The following is a 16444-nucleotide window of genomic DNA, read 5'->3' as shown; positions in this document are numbered from 1 at the left end:
ACGATGATGATGTGATGTCAGAAGGAACGCCGGAGGGCGAGTCACAGGGGATGTCACGAGGTTTCGACGAACTCGTCGCCGAAGCCGAATCCGCCTCCGTCGACGGATGGGATTTCTCGTGGCTCGACGGGCGCGCTACGGAGCAGCGTCCCTCATGGGGATACCAGAGGCTGATGGGTGAGCGCCTCGGCCGCGCCGGCGCCGCATTGGACATCCAGACCGGCGGCGGCGAAGTCCTCGCCGCTGCACCGTCACTCCCGCGGGTGATGGCAGCAACCGAATCCTGGCCACCGAACATCGCCAAGGCCACCGCCCTTCTGCGTCCCCGAGGTGTGGTGGTCGTCGCGGACGCAGACGAGCCGCCGCTACCGTTTGCCGATTCGGCATTCGATCTGGTGACCAGCCGGCACCCCGCGACAGTGTGGTGGTCCGAGATCGCGCGCGTGCTCGAACCCGGGGGAACGTACTTCGCCCAACATGTGGGCCACGCCAGCGTGTTCGAACTGGTCGAGTACTTTCTCGGTCCTCAGCCGCAGGCTCGTCGCGGACGGCACTACGAGGATGAAAGTGCTGACGCGATTGCGGCCGGGCTCACCATCGTCGACCTTCGTTTCGAGCGTCTGCGCATGGAATTCTTCGACATCGGCGCCGTTGTCTACTTCTTACGCAAGGTGATCTGGATGGTTCCGGGATTCACCGTGGCGCAGTACCGAGACCGACTCCGCGAACTCGACGCGCAGATCCGTCGCGACGGATCGTTTGTCGCGTACTCGAGTCGATTCCTGATCGAGGCACGCAAGAGCTGAGCGCACCGCGACGGGGCAGCGCATCCCGAACGTGATCGAAGCTGCTAAGTCGACTCGTCGACGTCGCTCCGCGAGCCGATCGCAGCGGCGAGGTAGTCGCCGAGTTCACGCTGAAGGTTCGCGTCGAGCGCCCGGGCCAGTGCCGAGTGTACCGACGCCACACCGAGTTCACGCATCGTCTGGAGCATCTCGGCTGTTCCGGCAACCTCGTCGCCCTCCGGGAGCCAACCGACCCCGTGCTGATCGACGATGTGATCCTTCGCCGCCTGAATCAGGTCTTTGGCGATCCCGTCCACGGCGTTGTGGAGCTTTTCATGCACATCGACAAGTTGATCGAGAGTAAAACCGTATTCGAGGAGACTCGAAAACCCGCTGAGCAAAGCAGGATCGGTGAAAACGCAGTTCTCGCCTTCGATCTGTACCAGTCCGAGATCTACGAGTCGATCGAGTTGACCATCCGCATCGCCCCCGAGAAATTCGCGTACGACGGCCATCTCGATACTCACGGTGTCACTGCGGGACCATGGTTCGGTGACCGCGTGCTGCAGACCCAGCACCTCTGTCAGATCTTTCCCGGTTTCCCACCCGGTGATGAAGTCGTCGATATGCGCAGTGGTGAAACCTCGTTGAAGAAGTGTGTCGATCAGTTTGAGGCGTTCGAGGTGCGCGTCGCCATAGATACCTACCCGCCCCCGCTTCTCCGGCGGAGGAAGCAATCCGCGTTCCTGATATGCCCGTACGTTCCGCGAGGTAGTGCCCGCAGCGCGCGCTAGATCGTCGATGCGGTACTCGGTCACCGCCTCGTCTCCTCTGCCGCGTCGGTCGTCACGATTCCAACTTAGTGGCAACACCAGGCCGATCAGAACCCGGGATCAGGTCCGCGCAGTGTCTTTCTCGCGCACCGTGCTCGTGTAGTCCCGAAGATCCACCGATTTCAATTGGTTCACGTACTGGGTCGCGAAGCCGGGAAACATCGTGGCGTTGAAACCTTCGTCGGTGAGATACCAACTCGAACATCCCGAGTTCCACGTGGTCTTCGACAGCCGACGCTGCAACTCGACGTTGTACGCATCTTCGACATCTTGACGAACGTCGAGCGCCTTGAGGTCGCGCTCGAGGACGATCTTGATCGCTTGGGCGAGATAGTCGAGTTGCGCTTCCATGTACACGAGGGCGGAGCTGTGCCCCGGACCAGAGTTGGGTCCGAAGGTGAAATACAGGTTGGGGTAACCGGATACCGCAATGCTCTTGTACGCGCGCGCCCCGGATTTCCACTCCTGTGCGAGCACACGTCCGTCCCGTCCGATGATCGGGACCGGTGTTCCGGTCTTGCAAACGTCGAAGCCGGTGGCGAACACAATGCAGTCGAATTGATGCTCGATCCCTTCGACCGTGCGAATGCCATGTGGGGCCAATCTCGCGATCGGCCAGGTCACGAGTGTGCAATTGTCCTGCTGGAGAGCCGGGTAATACTCGCTGGTCATCAGCAACCGCTTGCACCCTGCCCGAAAATCGGGAGTGAGTTGTCGCCGCAACCACGGGTCCTTCACCTGCATGCGCAGATGAAGACGCCCGAATGTTTCCACCACCCTCGTCAACGGGGATTCCCAGACCACCCCGAGCGCTACCGATTCGTGTCCCCAGTACCAAGCCCGACGCGCCAGAGTCTGGACGACCGGATGACGACGGTACAGCTCCTTCGTGCGAGGTCGTGTGCGTAGATTTGCTCGCGGCAATGCCCATCCGGGGGTTCGTTGGAAAACCTTCACTGATCGTGCAGTTTTCACGAGTTCCGGGACGATCTGGACTCCACTGGCCCCGGTTCCGATCACTGCGACCCGCTTGTCGGTGAAGTCGTAGTCATGGTCCCAGCGAGCACTGTGAATCTTGTGCCCTTCGTAGCTCTCCAAACCCGGAACAGCAGGAAAGCTGACGTTCGCGAGCGGACCGGACGCCATGACGACGGTCCGGGCAACGACCGCTTCACGGCCCTCGAGCGCGATCGTCCAGGCACCGGTCTGCTCGTCCCACTCGACGCCCGTGACGTTGCACCGAAACCGAATCTTCGGATCGAGGCCGAACTCTTTCACCATCGTTCGGATGTAGCCGAGGATCTCCGCACTGGATGAGTAGGTGTGCGACCAGTCGGGGTTCGGGGCGAAACTGTACGAGTACAGACGGGACGGAATGTCGCACGCAGCTCCCGGATACGTGTTGTCGCGCCACGTCCCGCCGACCTCCGTGCCGCGTTCGAGAATGACGAAGTCCTCGATACCGTTCTGCTTCAACCGAATCGCCGCTCCGATTCCTGCGAAACCTCCACCGATGATCGCCACTGACAGTGGCTCGGCAGTACTCATGCGAGTGGCTCGTACGTAAGTTCCTTGGCCCAGGTCGGCTCGGAATTGAGCCTGCTGCCGGAAAGTCGGCCCGTGACCTTGACCATCCGATCGGCAAGCAGATGATAGGGATGGTTGCGATTGATGACCATGTTTCCGTGCCACTTCACCACCCGATACATCGGGACGCGGAGCGCGGCCGGACTCCGTTCGCCTACGTTCCTGAACCGCTTCATCGCGGTGTAGAGCCGTTCCTCGTTCACTCCCATGTCGACGATGTTGTCGCGCATCTTGTTCAACAGCGGGATGTATCGAAGTGTCCCGATGATCAACGCCGGATTCATCCAGGCGCCGACGGTTTCGACGACGAGCTTGCGCGTCGTCGAGTGCCCGAGCATCTCGATCACCGCGAAATCGACCGCCAGATGCCTGGACTCGTCTGCATTGATCTTCTTGAACACAGCCTGACAGACCGGATCCTCGATCTCGTCCATGATGAATTTGACCAGGGCTCCGTCGAGCGCCACCTCGAGCATCGGTATGACGGTCCCGAGAATCGAGAGAGACAAACCGTCGGAATGCTTGTCCAGCCAGTCGATGACGAGCTTGACGTTGATGTTGGGCTCGGGCATCTCGTCGCCGTCGAGCATTCCCCACCTACGCATCAGCGCGAGTTCGGCGTTGGCGTGCTTCTGTTCCTCGGCGTGAAAATGCCGATAGATGTCGCGGAGAGTTTCAGTCGGCGCCTTGAGAGCCATCGCAGCGAAGCCACGGGCACCGACGTTCTCGATCCACATCAGGTCCGACATGAACGGTTTCAGCTTCGCGTGAAGCTCTGGACTGATCGTCTCGGCACCGGGAGCATCCCAGTCGATCTCCACCAGAGCCCATTGTCGGTCCTTGATCTTCTGCAGCATTCCGTCGAAATCGAAGGACATGTCACGCTCCTTTCGTGCTCAGCGAGTTCGTATCCGGCACCGCCGAGGCTCCAGATGATCCCGACTTCTGTTTCGGCGCAAAGCGATTGAGAACTCCACAGCCCCACGTGTATGCAACGGGTAGATACCGCTTGAGTCGCCAGGTCACCTTCGCATCGAACTGCGGCACCACGTAGAGTCGCCCCTTGTCGTAGGCGTCGAGAGTGGTGACGGCGATGCGCTCCGGCGAAAAGCCGGTTCGCCGCATCAACGCCTGCGCCAATTGTGTTGCTTCCGCGGTGATTCGACCGTCGCGAGCAACATTTGTCTTGACGAAGGTCGGACACAGCACCGTCACCCGCACTCCCGTACCGGCAAGTTCAGCAGACAAGGTCTCCGAGAGCGACATCACGGCCGCTTTGCCGACGTTGTAGGGCGCCATCAGCGGCGCAGCCGCAAACCCAGCGGCCGAGGCCACGTTGATGAATCCCCCGGCGCCGCTCGCACGCAGTTGTGGAGCGAATATCTCACAGCCGTGCACGACACCCCACAGATTGATCCCGAGTGCCCACTCCCAATCGTCGAAACCGATCTCACCCACCGGTTTCCCACCGATACCGACCCCGGCATTGTTGATCACCAGCGAAAGCGGTCCCGCAAGTTCGAGTTCCGCGAACAACGCCAGGTCCTGAACCTGCTCACGAATCGACACATCGCATTGGACGGCGTGTGCGGTACCACCGATCTCGTCGATGAGTGCCACAGTTTCCTTGGCCCGCTCCAGCGAGATATCCGCGCAGATCACCTCACCACCTCGGCGCGCCAACTCCAACGAAAAGGCACGGCCGATTCCGCTGCCGGCGCCGGTCACCACCGCGCGGGCACTGTGGGACAACTTCCATTCGCGGCTCTTGGTCGGCTTCTTGGTTGGCACTGGTCGGCTCACTTTGAAGACGCTTCGACTGCTGTGTGTTTCTCCATCTACAAAGAGTCATCCACAACCGTGCCAGTTGTCAATGGCCTAGAATTCGCTGGCGGAATGCGCGCCGGTCGAATAAGTACCCGAACTGCTCGAATGAAGTCTTTTGTCGACCGGCCGTGATCCCTAAGCGGGGTGCGCGGACTTCCAGTGCTCGGCGATGTCGATGCGCCGCGCGATCCAGACTTTCTCGTGCGACTGCACGTGGTCCAGGAATCGTTCGAGAGCGGCAGCACGGGCGGGGCGGCCGACTATGCGGCAGTGCAACCCGACCGAGAGCATCTTCGGCGATCCGGCCGTCCCCTCCGCATACAGCACGTCAAAGGCGTCACGAAGGTGCGCAAAGAACTGATCGCCGCTGGGAAATCCTGCGGGAGAGGCGAATCGCATGTCATTGGTATCGAGCGTGTACGGAACGACCAGGTGCTTCACCGACTCTGCGCCACGCGGCACATCGACCCAGTACGGCAGATCATCTGCGTAAGAATCGGAGTCGTAGACAAAGCCGCCGTGCTCGACCACCAGTTCACGAGTGTTCGGTGAATCGCGTCCGGTGTACCAACCGAGAGGCGCCGAACCCGTCAGATCTCGCAGAATCTGCACTGCCTCGGCCATGTCTGCGCGTTCGCGTTCGATGTCCACGGATTGGTAAGACTTCCAACGCAATCCGTGGCACGCGATCTCGTGGCCTAACTCCTGAAAAGCACTGACTGCTTCGGGGTTACGCTGCATCGCCCGCGCCACCGCAAAGACTGTGAGAGGCAGGTTTCGCCGCTCGAAGGTTCGCAGTACACGCCACAACCCGGCCCGGGAGCCGTACTCGTACAGCGATTCCATGCTCATGTGTCGGTTCGGAAACGCCTCTGCCGGAGTCATTTCCGACAGAAATGTTTCCGAAGCCGCGTCCCCGTCCAGGACGTTGTTCTCCGCTCCCTCTTCGTAATTGAGGACGAACTGAACGGCAATCCGCGCGTCGCCGGGCCAGTGCGGGTGCGGCGGATGAGGCCCGTATCCCACCATGTCCCGGGGATAGGTGTCCCGGGGATCGTTCTCGCGCGGATAGTCGCTCATGTCAACAACTTTACCGTCAGCGCCCGGAAATCACAGCGCGAGCAGCGTCGGTCAATACGCCGAAGACTCTCAGCCGCGCGAGGCCACCATCCGGGAAGATGTCCAGACGGACATCGGTGACCGGGACTTCGGATTCGATCGGAAAGCGATGACGCGTATCCGGACGCAACGTCGTGCGCGGCAACAGTTCGATCCACTCCCCTTCCGTCGTTCGACCGGCCAAAGCGCCCTCACCCGGACTGTTTCCGAGGAAATACGAGGTGTCGATCTCGACGAAGCTCAACACGCCTTCACCCGCGAGTTGTACTTGTACCCAGTCGTTTCCGTCATCGCGGCGCCTGGCGGTCTCCCACCCGTCACCCATCGAAGCAGCGCGTCCGGGAAACAGGATGTTCTGCGGTGAGCTGTAGAACATGTTGGAGCAATCGGTCACGCGGCCACCGTTTTCGAGTGCTGCGAGGTCCAACGGCCCGGCGTCGAGGAAGCGTGGGTCCGGCCGCGCTTCACCGTGAACACGGAATCTCGCCACGCCGCCGTCCGGGTAGATGGTCAGCTTGACGTGCGTCCACCGCTCCGCCGACGCCACCGAGAACGGATTCTCCGAGTCTCCCTGCACGGTCGAGCGCTCGACGATGGTTGTCCACTCGCCGGAGCCGGCGAGGTCGAGGGGATCCGGATACCCGTCGACGGAGATTGCCTCCACCGAGATCTCGGGCGGGTAGTTGCCCTTGAACCACGCGGTGTCGACGACGACGCCTCGCACCACTCCGGGAACACCGAGGCGCACGATAGCCTCGTCGTGACCTGCCGCGCGGCGACGACGCGTCTCCCAACCGTCGTACACCTGCCCCTTGTGCCCGAACGTCGCCGGCTGATAGCCGGCCTTGCCTGGCCGGATCAGGGCCTCACGCTCGGCGAATGCCTCGTCGTTGGCCCAGATGACGGCTCCGCCGAGGGTGCGCAGTGCGAGGTCGGGCAGCAAGGTGAATTCGGTGGTGCTCATCGGTCAGTGTTCTCCTGTGATCGGTGTGGTGCGTCCTACGAGATGGCGGAGTGCGTCGGTGTCGGCGCTCGGCGCGAGCCGGAGAACCTCGGATTCCGGATAGGCCCCCGCGTCGAGCCCGCGCAGAACCACCGCCGCCAGAGCCTGTGCGGTTGCGGGTTCGTCCATCACATCGCCACCTTGGCGCCCCAGGTACGACTGGATGCGCGGGGCGGCGGCGCCGAGCGCGTTGCGGTAGAAACCGAAGGTGGCGAGCCAGCGGGTGACCAGGTGCCCGGGGTGCATGTCCCAGCCCTGGTAGTAACCGCGTTCCAGGGATCGTGTGACGAGCCCATGGTGCCGAGTGATCGCGTCGCGGATTGCCGTGGCACTCCCGACTGGCGCGACCTGAGTGGACCCGTCGCACACCCACACGCCGGTCTGCGCGGCAGCAGCCAACATGACAGCCTTTGCGTGATCTGCCACCGGATGTTCGAGCGACTGATGATGCGATGCAATTCCGCACGCCGCACTGTAATCGTAAGTGCCGTAATGCAAACCGGTCAGACGACCGGCACCGCGGTGGATAGCCGGAGCAACAGCCACCGTTCCGTCGGCAGCGATGACTGCCTGCGGGCTCTCGATCTGCAACTCGAACCGAAGCGAACCCGGCTCGAGTCCGTGAGCCTTCTCCAGTTCTTCACAGAGCAACACCGTCGCCGTGACCTGCTCCACCGCGCGCAGTTTGGGGACGGTGAAGACAAATCCGTCCGGCACTCCGCCGGCCGCGTCGAGCACCAACTCGAGCGTCCTGATCGAGCGACGACGCTCACTGGCCGGCAGCCCCTTGAACCTGATGCCGCCCCAGTTCGGCCCGGCAGGATCAGCGCTGAGCGCTGCAAGTGTCCGCCCGGCCGACGTCGCTGCTGCGTCTTCTTCCTCGTCGCTGCGGCGTCCGTATCCGTCCTCGAAATCTATTCGAAAGTCTTGGACCGGCTTGCGGCCGAGTTGAACTCGCACATCGGCGAGTGCATTCTCGGTGTCGAGATCGGCGAACACATGCGCGTGAGAATTGAGAAGCGCAATCGCCTGCTCACCCCAGAGACGAGGAGTGTCGACGGTTGCATCAGCGGCACTGACGTAAATCGTGTGCACTGGCTGGATCTCGTCACGGTTTCCCGGGTACTGCGCCGCGAGCCGCTCGTCCACCGGGTCCAGAAGTTCGTCCAGACGATCATGGACGGCGGCGGAGAGTCGGGATTCTGTCATCGGACGATCTTCTCAGAACCTCCGCGAACCCGCAGGTTCTCACGCCGCCGTCGCAGTCCGGGTCAGCGACCCCCGACGAAGGGGACGTTGACGAAGCTCGGCCGGTCTGCAGCCAACTCGATGTGCTGCGGCTCGAGTTGACTGTCGGCGAGCATCGGCCCGAGGGCCAGGTAACGCGGCACGCTGGCAGCGTAGACGTCGACGCGAAGTCGGTGCCCCGGTTGCAGCACTGCGTCCGTCGGGAGCATGTTGATGTCGACGGTGGTGACCTCTCCGGGAACAACCGGCTGACGCGTGTCGATCGTCAGAAAGTGGTGCGGTTCACTGTAGTCACCGTTGGCCGAGCGGGTGCTCTTGGAATCGTCGACCGCCCGGAGCGACGCGGTCAGTGCCCCGTTCGTGATCGGCGTCGAGGTTCCGTCCGGCGCTACGTCGTTGACCGTCGCTGCCCAGAATCCGTCCGTCGCGTCCAAGACCGTCTCGAGATGGACGTTGATCGGGCCCGAGAGTGTGGTCGGCTCGGTCACTGCCTCGCCGGTGAACGTGAGACCCTCCGCTTCCTGGAACCGGGAATCCTTGGAACACGACGCACCGAGCACCACGGAGATACCGGCCGTTCCTTGGGTTCCGTCACCGGAGCAGAAGCCTTGCAGTCCGGGTGCAACTGTCAATCGTGCTGCGGCACTGGGTAGGTCATCGGTCAGGGAACCGTCGTACGCCGCGTGGGCGGCAGTACCGCTGGGCGCGGAGTTCAGATACATACGTTCATAGCGCGCACCCGCTCGCGGGAACTGATCGTCCGTGATCCATCCGCCACCTTGCTGGAACATCGTCACCGGACCGTATCGATCGATTCCGTTGTCGATGCCCTTGAGCCACTTGTCGAACCACGCACGTTCGAGCACGTCGAGGCGCGGCGGCGCACCGTCCTTGCCGAACCCACCACCGGGAGTGACGTGATAGCCGTTCCCCATGATCAACTGCTTCTGTCCGGGCGGCAGATCTATTCCGTTGTAGATCCGCGGCTCACTGTTGGCGAAAATGTCGTGCCACCCGCCGTAGACCATCGTCGGAACAGTGATGTTTCCGACGTCTGCGGACCGGTCCTGATAGAACTGACCGTCTTGCGCGACTTGCAGAGTCGACGGTGACACGTCCTCGATTCGCTGAGCCGTCATCGCTTGCACCAGTTCGGGAATCAGCGTTCCCGGATCCTCGAGGCGGCTCGCCAACCACAGGGGATCGAAGTTTCCTTGCAGGATGTCCTGAACGTTCGGGACGAGTTTGAGCCCGTTGACCGCGGTCAACCACAACGGCATGAACCCGACTCCGAGGCCGCCACCGGTCCCGACGATGTCGCGCAGCAGATCGTTGCCCGGTTCGACCGGGAAGATCGCCTTCAGTGCAGGTGGATTGTTGCTCGCCGCCTGCACCGAGTTGATCGCGGAGTAGGAGATGCCCGCCATCCCTACTTTCCCGTCGGACCACCCCTGCTTGCTCATCCAGTCGATGACCTCGACCGAATCCTGTTGCTCACGCTTGCCGAGCACGTCCCAATTACCCTGGGAGAAGCCGGTTCCACGTGCGTCGACCACAACCTGTGTATACCCGTTCTGGACCAGATCACGGTTGACGCCGAGCACCCTGGCACCTCCGCCGGCAATGACGCCCGTCAACTCCGACACACCGTCGAACGGCGCCGCAAGGTCGAGCGAGTTCGCCACGTCCATCAACGTCTCTCCGACCTGCGGGATCGAGAGAGCTGAATCCACCAGCGTGTCCAGCAGTTTCGTGTACGGCGTGATGTTGAGGACCGAAGGCGTCCTCGATTCCACGGCCCGCCCGGATGCATCCGCCGGTCGGTACACATTCGCTTGCAGAACTGTGCCGTCACTCATCGTGATGGGCACGTCCCACTCGATGGAGACCCCCGGATACTGCGGAGTCGCCTCCGTTGCCGCGAGCCAGGCCTGCCCGTCCGACCCTCCCGTCGGATCCGCAGAAGCGACGGCGCTCGGCACCGTCAACCCCACGACGCACAGCCCCACCGCAATCGTTGTCGACCTTCGACGTAGAAGTCGTGTCCTCACGAAAACCCCAATTTTCTGTTGTGATGACCCAGCCCTGCCCCCACGACAGTGACCGGTGTCACGAACTTACCGGATAGTAACTTCCGTCCCATATGTCGTCAATAGGTCTGAATGCCGACCGGACGGCTAGCTTTGAAGATGTGTCACGATCACCCCTTCCCGTCCGCGACGGCCTGAACTCCAGTCGCATCCGTCAGCCCGACGACGGCATGTGGGCGACGACGCTCGACTACCTGCTCGAACGGTTTCCCCAGGATGCCGTCCGCCTGCGGGAGAAAGTCGCAGCCGGGGAGGTCGTCGACGAGAAGGGCGTCGGAATCACCGAGACGAGCGCTTACGCTCCCCGGCGGTTCGTCTACCTGTACCGCGACCCTCCCGTCGAAACGCGGGTGCCGTTCGAGATCGACATCCTCTATCGGGACGAGAACATCCTTGTCGTGGACAAGCCGCACTTTCTCGCGAGCACCCCGCGCGGCCGATACATCGCCGAATCGGCGTTGGTCCGCTTGCGTCGGGACCTCGATCTACCGGAGCTGAGTCCAGCTCATCGCCTCGACCGCGTTACGGCGGGACTGTTGCTGTTCACCGTGCATCAGGCGGCCCGGCGCGACTACCAGACCATGTTCGCCGAGCGCCGCGTCGCCAAGGAGTACGAGGCCATCGCGCGTTACGACGCTCAGGTGAGCACCCCCGCAGTCGTGCGCAGTCGCATCGTGAAAGAACGCGGGGTACTCAAGGCCGAGGAGATCGAGGGCGAGCCCAACAGCGAGTCGCGAATCGAACTGATCGAGACGCGGGACGGCTTCGCGCGGTACCGGTTGATCCCCCATACCGGCAAGACTCATCAACTTCGCCTGCACATGACCTCGCTCGGGCTACCGATCCACGGCGACAATTTCTATCCCGACTTCTACGACGTTGCCGCAGAGGATTATTCGAATCCTCTGCGCCTGCTGTCGAAGGTTCTCGAGTTCGAGGATCCGACTACCGGCCGTCTGCAACGGTTCGAAAGTAGGCGGACCCTGTCCTGGCCGGACGAATCAGCCCGTGGCGACTCGCCGTAGGAACCCCGGACCCTTCCACTGTGCGTCCGATACCGGGAGGATGGAAGCGCAGACCGCACCGCAAGAGGAGACCAGATGAGCAAGACCGCTGACGTACCCGAAGCCGTACGGGAGATCGAGCGTAAGTACGAGGCGCCCGCCGAACAGGAAGTTCCCGCACTGGGCGGGCTTCCCGGTGTTGTCGGCGAACCGGTCCACGACTCGATACAGCTCTCTGCCACCTACTTCGACACCGCCGACTACCGGTTGCTCGCCGAGAAGATCACGCTGCGCAAGCGTGAAGGCGGCGATGACGCGGGATGGCACATGAAACTTCCCGCAGGCCAGGACACTCGAACCGAAATCCAGCTTCCTCCCGACGAGAGCACCGATGTGCCCTCGCCGCTGTCGAGTCTGATCCGGGCGATCATCCGCGGTCACGATCTGGTGCCGGTCGCCCTGATCATCACCGATCGGGAGCGCACCAGGCTCAACGGCGAAAACGGTGTGCTGCTTGCCGAAGTCGTCTCCGACACCGTCATCGCCTGCAAGGCAGACGGTTCCGGTGAGTCGACGTGGCAAGAAGTCGAGGTCGAACAAGGTGCAGGCGGACAAGACCTCGCCGACGCCATCGAGTCGGTTCTACTGGACGCCGGACTCGAGCGTTCTGCGAGTCCGTCCAAACTCAAACGAGCACTGGGCACTTCGGTCACGCCGTACGTCGGCCACGAGGTCACCACGGGCAAAGCGTCGAACCCGCGGATTCTGTTGCGCAATTACCTCATCGAACAACAGCGCGCACTGGTCGCAGCGGATCTGGGGACGCGTCGGGCCGACGACGAAGCCGTTCACGATTTCCGGGTCGCAGCACGTCGCATCCGAAGCGCTCTCCAGTCGTACGCCGGCCACTCCCCCAAGACCGACGATCTCATCACGGATCTGCGATGGATCGGTGGAAAGTTCGGCGACGCCCGCGACGTCGAGGTCCAGTGGGAGCGTCTTGTGGAACGCCTCGGCGAAATCGACGAGATGCCCGAACGAGAAGCTGTGCGAGCTCGAGTCGACGAGTTCTTCTCGGCACGCGGTGAAACCGCACAGGAAACTGCCCTCGAGGCGCTCGATTCCGAGCGATACACCACGCTGCTCGATCGTCTCGACGAGTACGTCGGCGATCTCGAGTTCGACACAGTCGCGCACCGCGTGGGAAAGAAGGCGTCGGCACGAGAATTGGCTCATACCCTGCGCCACCTGGCACACAAGGTGGGTAAGCGAGTCGATCACGTCTTCGACGCCGATACCCGCACCGATCGTGACGAGCGCATGCACCGCGCCCGCAAGGGAGCCAAGCGGATGAAGTACGCGATCGAGGTCATGGAACCCGTGTCGAAGAGTCGAGCCAAGCGCGCCCTGAAGCATTTCAGCCACTTCCAGGACGTTCTCGGCGAGCATCAGGATTCCGTTGTCGCCCAACATCATCTGCTCGAAATTGCCGCAGAGCAGGAACACACTTCATTGACCAGCTTTGGATTGGGCATGGCCTATCGGCGGGAATTGGAAATCGCCGACGGGCAATCAACCCTGCTGCGCAAGACGTGGAAGGAAGCCGTGAAGTCGGCGTCGTCACTCTGGTGACTTCGCTGTAACCAGTCGACCGATCTCGATCATTTCAGAGGGAGTAGACATGAACACACTTGCAGGACACCAGGATGTCGTCGCCGGCATCGACGGATCCGAGGCCTCCACGGCCGCGGCGCGGTGGGCAGCCTCGATCGCCAACGCGGTGAATTCACGACTGATTCTGGCGCACGCCCTGCCGCAAGAGGGTCCGATCTACAGTCCCGCTGCAGTGATGTTGCAGTCGCAGTTCCTCAGCCAGATCCGCGAAGACGGCGAAGCGATCGTCGAAGCCGCCGCCACAGTGATTTCGGCCGAATTCCCGGAACTGACCATCGAATCCGAGATCGCGCCAGGGCCGGCGTCGACGCACATCCTCGAATCCTCGGGTACCGCACGCCTGATCGTGATGGGGTCGACCGGATCGGGTGCACTGCGCTCACGGCTGCTCGGATCGACAGCACTGAAGGTGGCCAATCATGCAACCTGTCCGGTCACCGTGTGGCGTGGTTCGGCACAGAATCCCGGTCCGGATCAGCGTCCCGTCATCGTCGGAGTCGACGGAAGCGCGTTGAGCAAGAAGGCCGTCGAGTACGCGTTTCGTTATGCCGATCAGTTCGACGCACCGCTCATCGCAGTTCACACCTGGCAGGGTTCGTCCACCTTCCGCGAAGGCGGAGCGGGAATTCTGATCGACTGGGAGGCCGTCGAACAGGAGGAATCGGCACTGCTGGCAGAGAATCTCGCGGGCATGGCCGACCAGTACCCCGACGTGCCGGTCACCCGCATCAGTGAACCCGGTGCCGCTGCCCCGGTCATGCTCAAATACGCCGACGACGCGCAGTTGATAGTTGTCGGAAGTCACGGCCGCAGTGCGATGGCCGGCGCCGTAATGGGATCGACCAGCCAGAATCTGCTGCACCATGCGCCGGGGCCGGTCATGATCTGTCGTGCCTGAATCTGCTGTGCGCCTTTATTAACCGCGGGGGGTTAATAAAGGCGCACAGCAAGGGTCAGGCGAGGCCCGTGCCTACCAACTGACCTACCCCGTACGTCACAGCCATCGCGAGTGCGCCGCCGATCACCACGCGTAGCACCGCTCTCGTCTTGCGGGCTCCGCCGAGCGTCGCGCTGATCGTTCCGGTAAGCGCAAGTGCGATCAGCACCGCGAAAAATGCGATAGGGACACGGATACCCGTCGGCGGCACCAGAATTGCGACCAGCGGGATCGCCGCGCCGATCGTGAACGAGATTGCCGACGAAATCGCCGCATGCCACGGATTGGTGAGATCTTCTGGATCGATACCCAATTCGACTTCTACGTGCGCCGCGAACGCGTCGTGCTCGGTCAATTCTTCGGCGACGCGGCGGGCCGTTTCCGGACTCAATCCCTTGTTCTCGTAGATCTCGGTCAGTTCCTGGAGTTCAGCCTCCGGGGTCTCGAGGAGTTCCTTCTTCTCCTTCTGCAGGAGTGCACGTTCGGTATCTCGCTGGGCGCTGACCGAGACGTACTCGCCCAACGCCATCGATACAGCGCCGGCGACCAGACCTGCAAAACCAGCCGTGAAGATCGCGGAACGCTCGGTTGTCGCTGCCGCAACACCGACCACGAGGCCTGCGGTCGAGACGATTCCGTCGTTTGCGCCCAGAACACCGGCACGCAGCCAGTTCAGGCGATTGTTCAAACTCGGTGCGTGAGGTTCCGAGGCATGGGATTCTGGTTCCCCTTCCGGCGCCCCATCGGTCAACTGCACACTGTCTCCGGACATGGCACCAGATTAGGGCGATCAGTCCGGTTGCGATAGCAATCTGAGCCTGTCCTTCGCGCAGTGATATATTCCGAACGGCATCCCAACCAAGCATTTGCTAGGTTGGAATCGGCATACCACTGGAGGCACTGTGAGCGCAGCACGCACCGCTTTTGTCAGCGGCGGAACCGGCGGAATCGGGTCGGCGATCGCCTTGACTCTCGCCGAACGCGGACACGACGTCGCCTTCACCTACCGAAACAACAAGGACGCCGCCGAGCAACTGAGCGAGCAGATTCGAACGCATGGAGTGCGCGCCCACTCGTACCCTCTCGACCTCACGGACGAGTTGTCGATCAGCGCCGCCGTGAGCGATGCGGTCAGTGATCTGGGCAGGTTGACAACGCTGGTCCACGCTGCCGGACCGCACGTCCCGATGACGCACCTCTCACGCGTGACGCCGGCGTTCTTCACCGAACAACTGAACCAGGAAGCCGCAGCGTTCTTCACCCTCGTTCACACCGCTCTGCCTTCGCTGCGTGCATCTTCAGGTTCGGTGGTAGCAGTGACGACCGCGGCAACGGATCGTTTTCCGGTGCGCGACGGACTCTCCGCAGGTACCAAAGGGGCTGTCGAACAACTTGTTCGCGGATTCGCCGCAGAAGAAGGGCGCTACGGCGTCCGGTTCAACTCCGTGGGCCCCGGCATGTTGACCGACGGAATGGCCGAGCGGCTGATCAACTCGGCCGAACTCGATCAGAGCGCACTCGACGTGACCATGAGCCGAATCCCGTTGAAGCGCTTCGGATCGGCAACCGACATCGCTGAAGCCGTATGTTTTCTCGCAAGCGATGCCGCCGGATTCATCAGCGGCCAGAAGCTCAACGTCGACGGCGGCTACACCGTGTGAGGACTATCCGCCCAACTTGCGAAAGACCAGGCGCACTGCAAGTTCGAGATGCGCCATCACTTCGTCCGTCGTCATCCGGCCGGCAACCCACGAGACGAGACTCGACATCCAGACGTCGTCGATGACCTTCACCGCGTCCAACTGCTGCTGCGAGACTTCCTCGACGCCGATCGCCTTCGCGAACATCTCGGTCACGACCCCACCGAGCGCATTGAGTTCCGGAGTCGCCGACGCGTCCGCGAACATGTACGCCCGAACCAACGCTTCGTAACGGAGGTGATCGGTCTCGAGGACCTCCGTATTCTTGCGCAGCACAAACAGAATCCGGTCCGACGGAGTCTCACCCGGGATTACAAAGTCCTGGAATCTGTCACGCAAACCCTCGAACATCCACAACAATGCGACAACGAGCATGTGGTTCTTGGACGGGAAATACCGGTAAACAGTGCCGATCGCGACGCCGGCGCGATCGGCGACCGATCGCATCTGCACCGCGTCGTAGCCGCCTTCGGAGGCGGATTCCATTGCGGCGTCGACAATCCGGCGAAAACGTGCTCGCTGCGACGGCGTCGTACGACGTCCGGTCACCGAGCTACGTTCGACCACCGACTGGTCTGCCTTGTCGCCACCTGCCATGTCCACAACCCTTATTAGACGTCGTTTTGCCGACTCCCAA

At 62.1% G+C, this 16444-nt stretch carries 15 protein-coding genes; 5 read left to right on the top strand and 10 right to left on the bottom strand.

Features of this window, described 5'->3' with window-relative positions; genetic code table 11:
• The first annotated feature begins 50 nt into the window (after positions 1-50).
• Positions 51-806: a class I SAM-dependent methyltransferase gene (locus ACFQ6Y_RS09485; RefSeq protein WP_378632824.1), complete on the top strand. Its 756-nt coding sequence runs from the start codon at positions 51-53 to the stop codon at positions 804-806.
• Between the two features lie 44 nt (positions 807-850).
• Here ACFQ6Y_RS09485 and ACFQ6Y_RS09480 read toward each other — a convergent pair whose 3' ends face one another.
• From ACFQ6Y_RS09480 to ACFQ6Y_RS09445, 8 genes are all read right to left on the bottom strand, one after another.
• On the bottom strand, positions 851-1603 hold the full coding sequence (locus ACFQ6Y_RS09480; RefSeq protein ID WP_378631448.1) for a MerR family transcriptional regulator: 753 nt from the start codon (positions 1601-1603) through the stop codon (positions 851-853).
• Between the two features lie 75 nt (positions 1604-1678).
• Positions 1679-3166: a flavin-containing monooxygenase gene (locus ACFQ6Y_RS09475; protein WP_378631446.1), complete on the bottom strand. Its 1488-nt coding sequence runs from the start codon at positions 3164-3166 to the stop codon at positions 1679-1681.
• Complete coding sequence (locus ACFQ6Y_RS09470; RefSeq protein WP_378532066.1) at positions 3163-4083, bottom strand: ferritin-like domain-containing protein; 921 nt, start codon at positions 4081-4083, stop codon at positions 3163-3165. The genes ACFQ6Y_RS09475 and ACFQ6Y_RS09470 overlap by 4 nt, the downstream gene beginning before the upstream one ends.
• Position 4084: 1 nt before the next feature.
• Positions 4085-4996, bottom strand: a complete 912-nt coding sequence (locus ACFQ6Y_RS09465) for an SDR family NAD(P)-dependent oxidoreductase (RefSeq protein ID WP_378632820.1) — start codon at positions 4994-4996, stop codon at positions 4085-4087.
• A gap of 171 nt (positions 4997-5167) precedes the next feature.
• Positions 5168-6112: an allantoinase PuuE gene (gene puuE / locus ACFQ6Y_RS09460; protein WP_378532062.1), complete on the bottom strand. Its 945-nt coding sequence runs from the start codon at positions 6110-6112 to the stop codon at positions 5168-5170.
• A gap of 16 nt (positions 6113-6128) precedes the next feature.
• Positions 6129-7115: an allantoicase gene (gene alc / locus ACFQ6Y_RS09455; protein ID WP_378631436.1), complete on the bottom strand. Its 987-nt coding sequence runs from the start codon at positions 7113-7115 to the stop codon at positions 6129-6131.
• A gap of 3 nt (positions 7116-7118) precedes the next feature.
• Positions 7119-8363 carry a DUF6986 family protein gene (locus ACFQ6Y_RS09450; RefSeq protein WP_378631434.1) on the bottom strand — a complete coding sequence of 415 codons (1245 nt, stop codon included), beginning with the start codon at positions 8361-8363 and terminating at the stop codon, positions 7119-7121.
• 62 nt (positions 8364-8425) lie between these two features.
• Positions 8426-10453, bottom strand: a complete 2028-nt coding sequence (locus ACFQ6Y_RS09445; RefSeq protein ID WP_378631431.1) for a CocE/NonD family hydrolase — start codon at positions 10451-10453, stop codon at positions 8426-8428.
• Between the two features lie 140 nt (positions 10454-10593).
• On the opposite strand from ACFQ6Y_RS09445, the gene ACFQ6Y_RS09440 reads away from it, so the two are divergent.
• The 3 genes from ACFQ6Y_RS09440 (at position 10594) to ACFQ6Y_RS09430 (ending at position 14068) form a co-directional block, all read left to right on the top strand.
• Positions 10594-11517 carry a pseudouridine synthase gene (locus ACFQ6Y_RS09440; RefSeq protein ID WP_378631428.1) on the top strand — a complete coding sequence of 308 codons (924 nt, stop codon included), beginning with the start codon at positions 10594-10596 and terminating at the stop codon, positions 11515-11517.
• Between the two features lie 75 nt (positions 11518-11592).
• Positions 11593-13128, top strand: coding sequence for a CYTH and CHAD domain-containing protein (locus ACFQ6Y_RS09435; RefSeq protein WP_378446556.1), 1536 nt, complete (start codon positions 11593-11595; stop codon positions 13126-13128).
• Positions 13129-13177: 49 nt separating this feature from the next.
• Positions 13178-14068: a universal stress protein gene (locus ACFQ6Y_RS09430; RefSeq protein WP_378631425.1), complete on the top strand. Its 891-nt coding sequence runs from the start codon at positions 13178-13180 to the stop codon at positions 14066-14068.
• 55 nt (positions 14069-14123) lie between these two features.
• Here the strand turns inward: ACFQ6Y_RS09430 and ACFQ6Y_RS09425 are convergent, their stop codons facing one another.
• On the bottom strand, positions 14124-14879 hold the full coding sequence (locus ACFQ6Y_RS09425; protein WP_378631423.1) for a VIT family protein: 756 nt from the start codon (positions 14877-14879) through the stop codon (positions 14124-14126).
• 130 nt (positions 14880-15009) lie between these two features.
• Here ACFQ6Y_RS09425 and ACFQ6Y_RS09420 point away from each other — a divergent pair, with 130 nt between their 5' ends.
• Complete coding sequence (locus tag ACFQ6Y_RS09420) at positions 15010-15768, top strand: SDR family NAD(P)-dependent oxidoreductase (protein WP_378543007.1); 759 nt, start codon at positions 15010-15012, stop codon at positions 15766-15768.
• Positions 15769-15771: 3 nt separating this feature from the next.
• On the opposite strand, the gene ACFQ6Y_RS09415 is transcribed toward ACFQ6Y_RS09420, so the two are convergent.
• Complete coding sequence (locus tag ACFQ6Y_RS09415; RefSeq protein WP_007733896.1) at positions 15772-16404, bottom strand: TetR family transcriptional regulator; 633 nt, start codon at positions 16402-16404, stop codon at positions 15772-15774.
• Positions 16405-16444 lie beyond the last annotated feature (40 nt).

This window comes from Rhodococcus sp. NPDC056516 (genome assembly GCF_042794655.1).
In the GTDB taxonomy this organism is placed as follows: Bacteria; Actinomycetota; Actinomycetes; order Mycobacteriales; family Mycobacteriaceae; genus Rhodococcus_F.
Note: the sequence above shows the minus strand (reverse complement) of the source record. Positions and strands in the feature narration are given on the sequence as shown.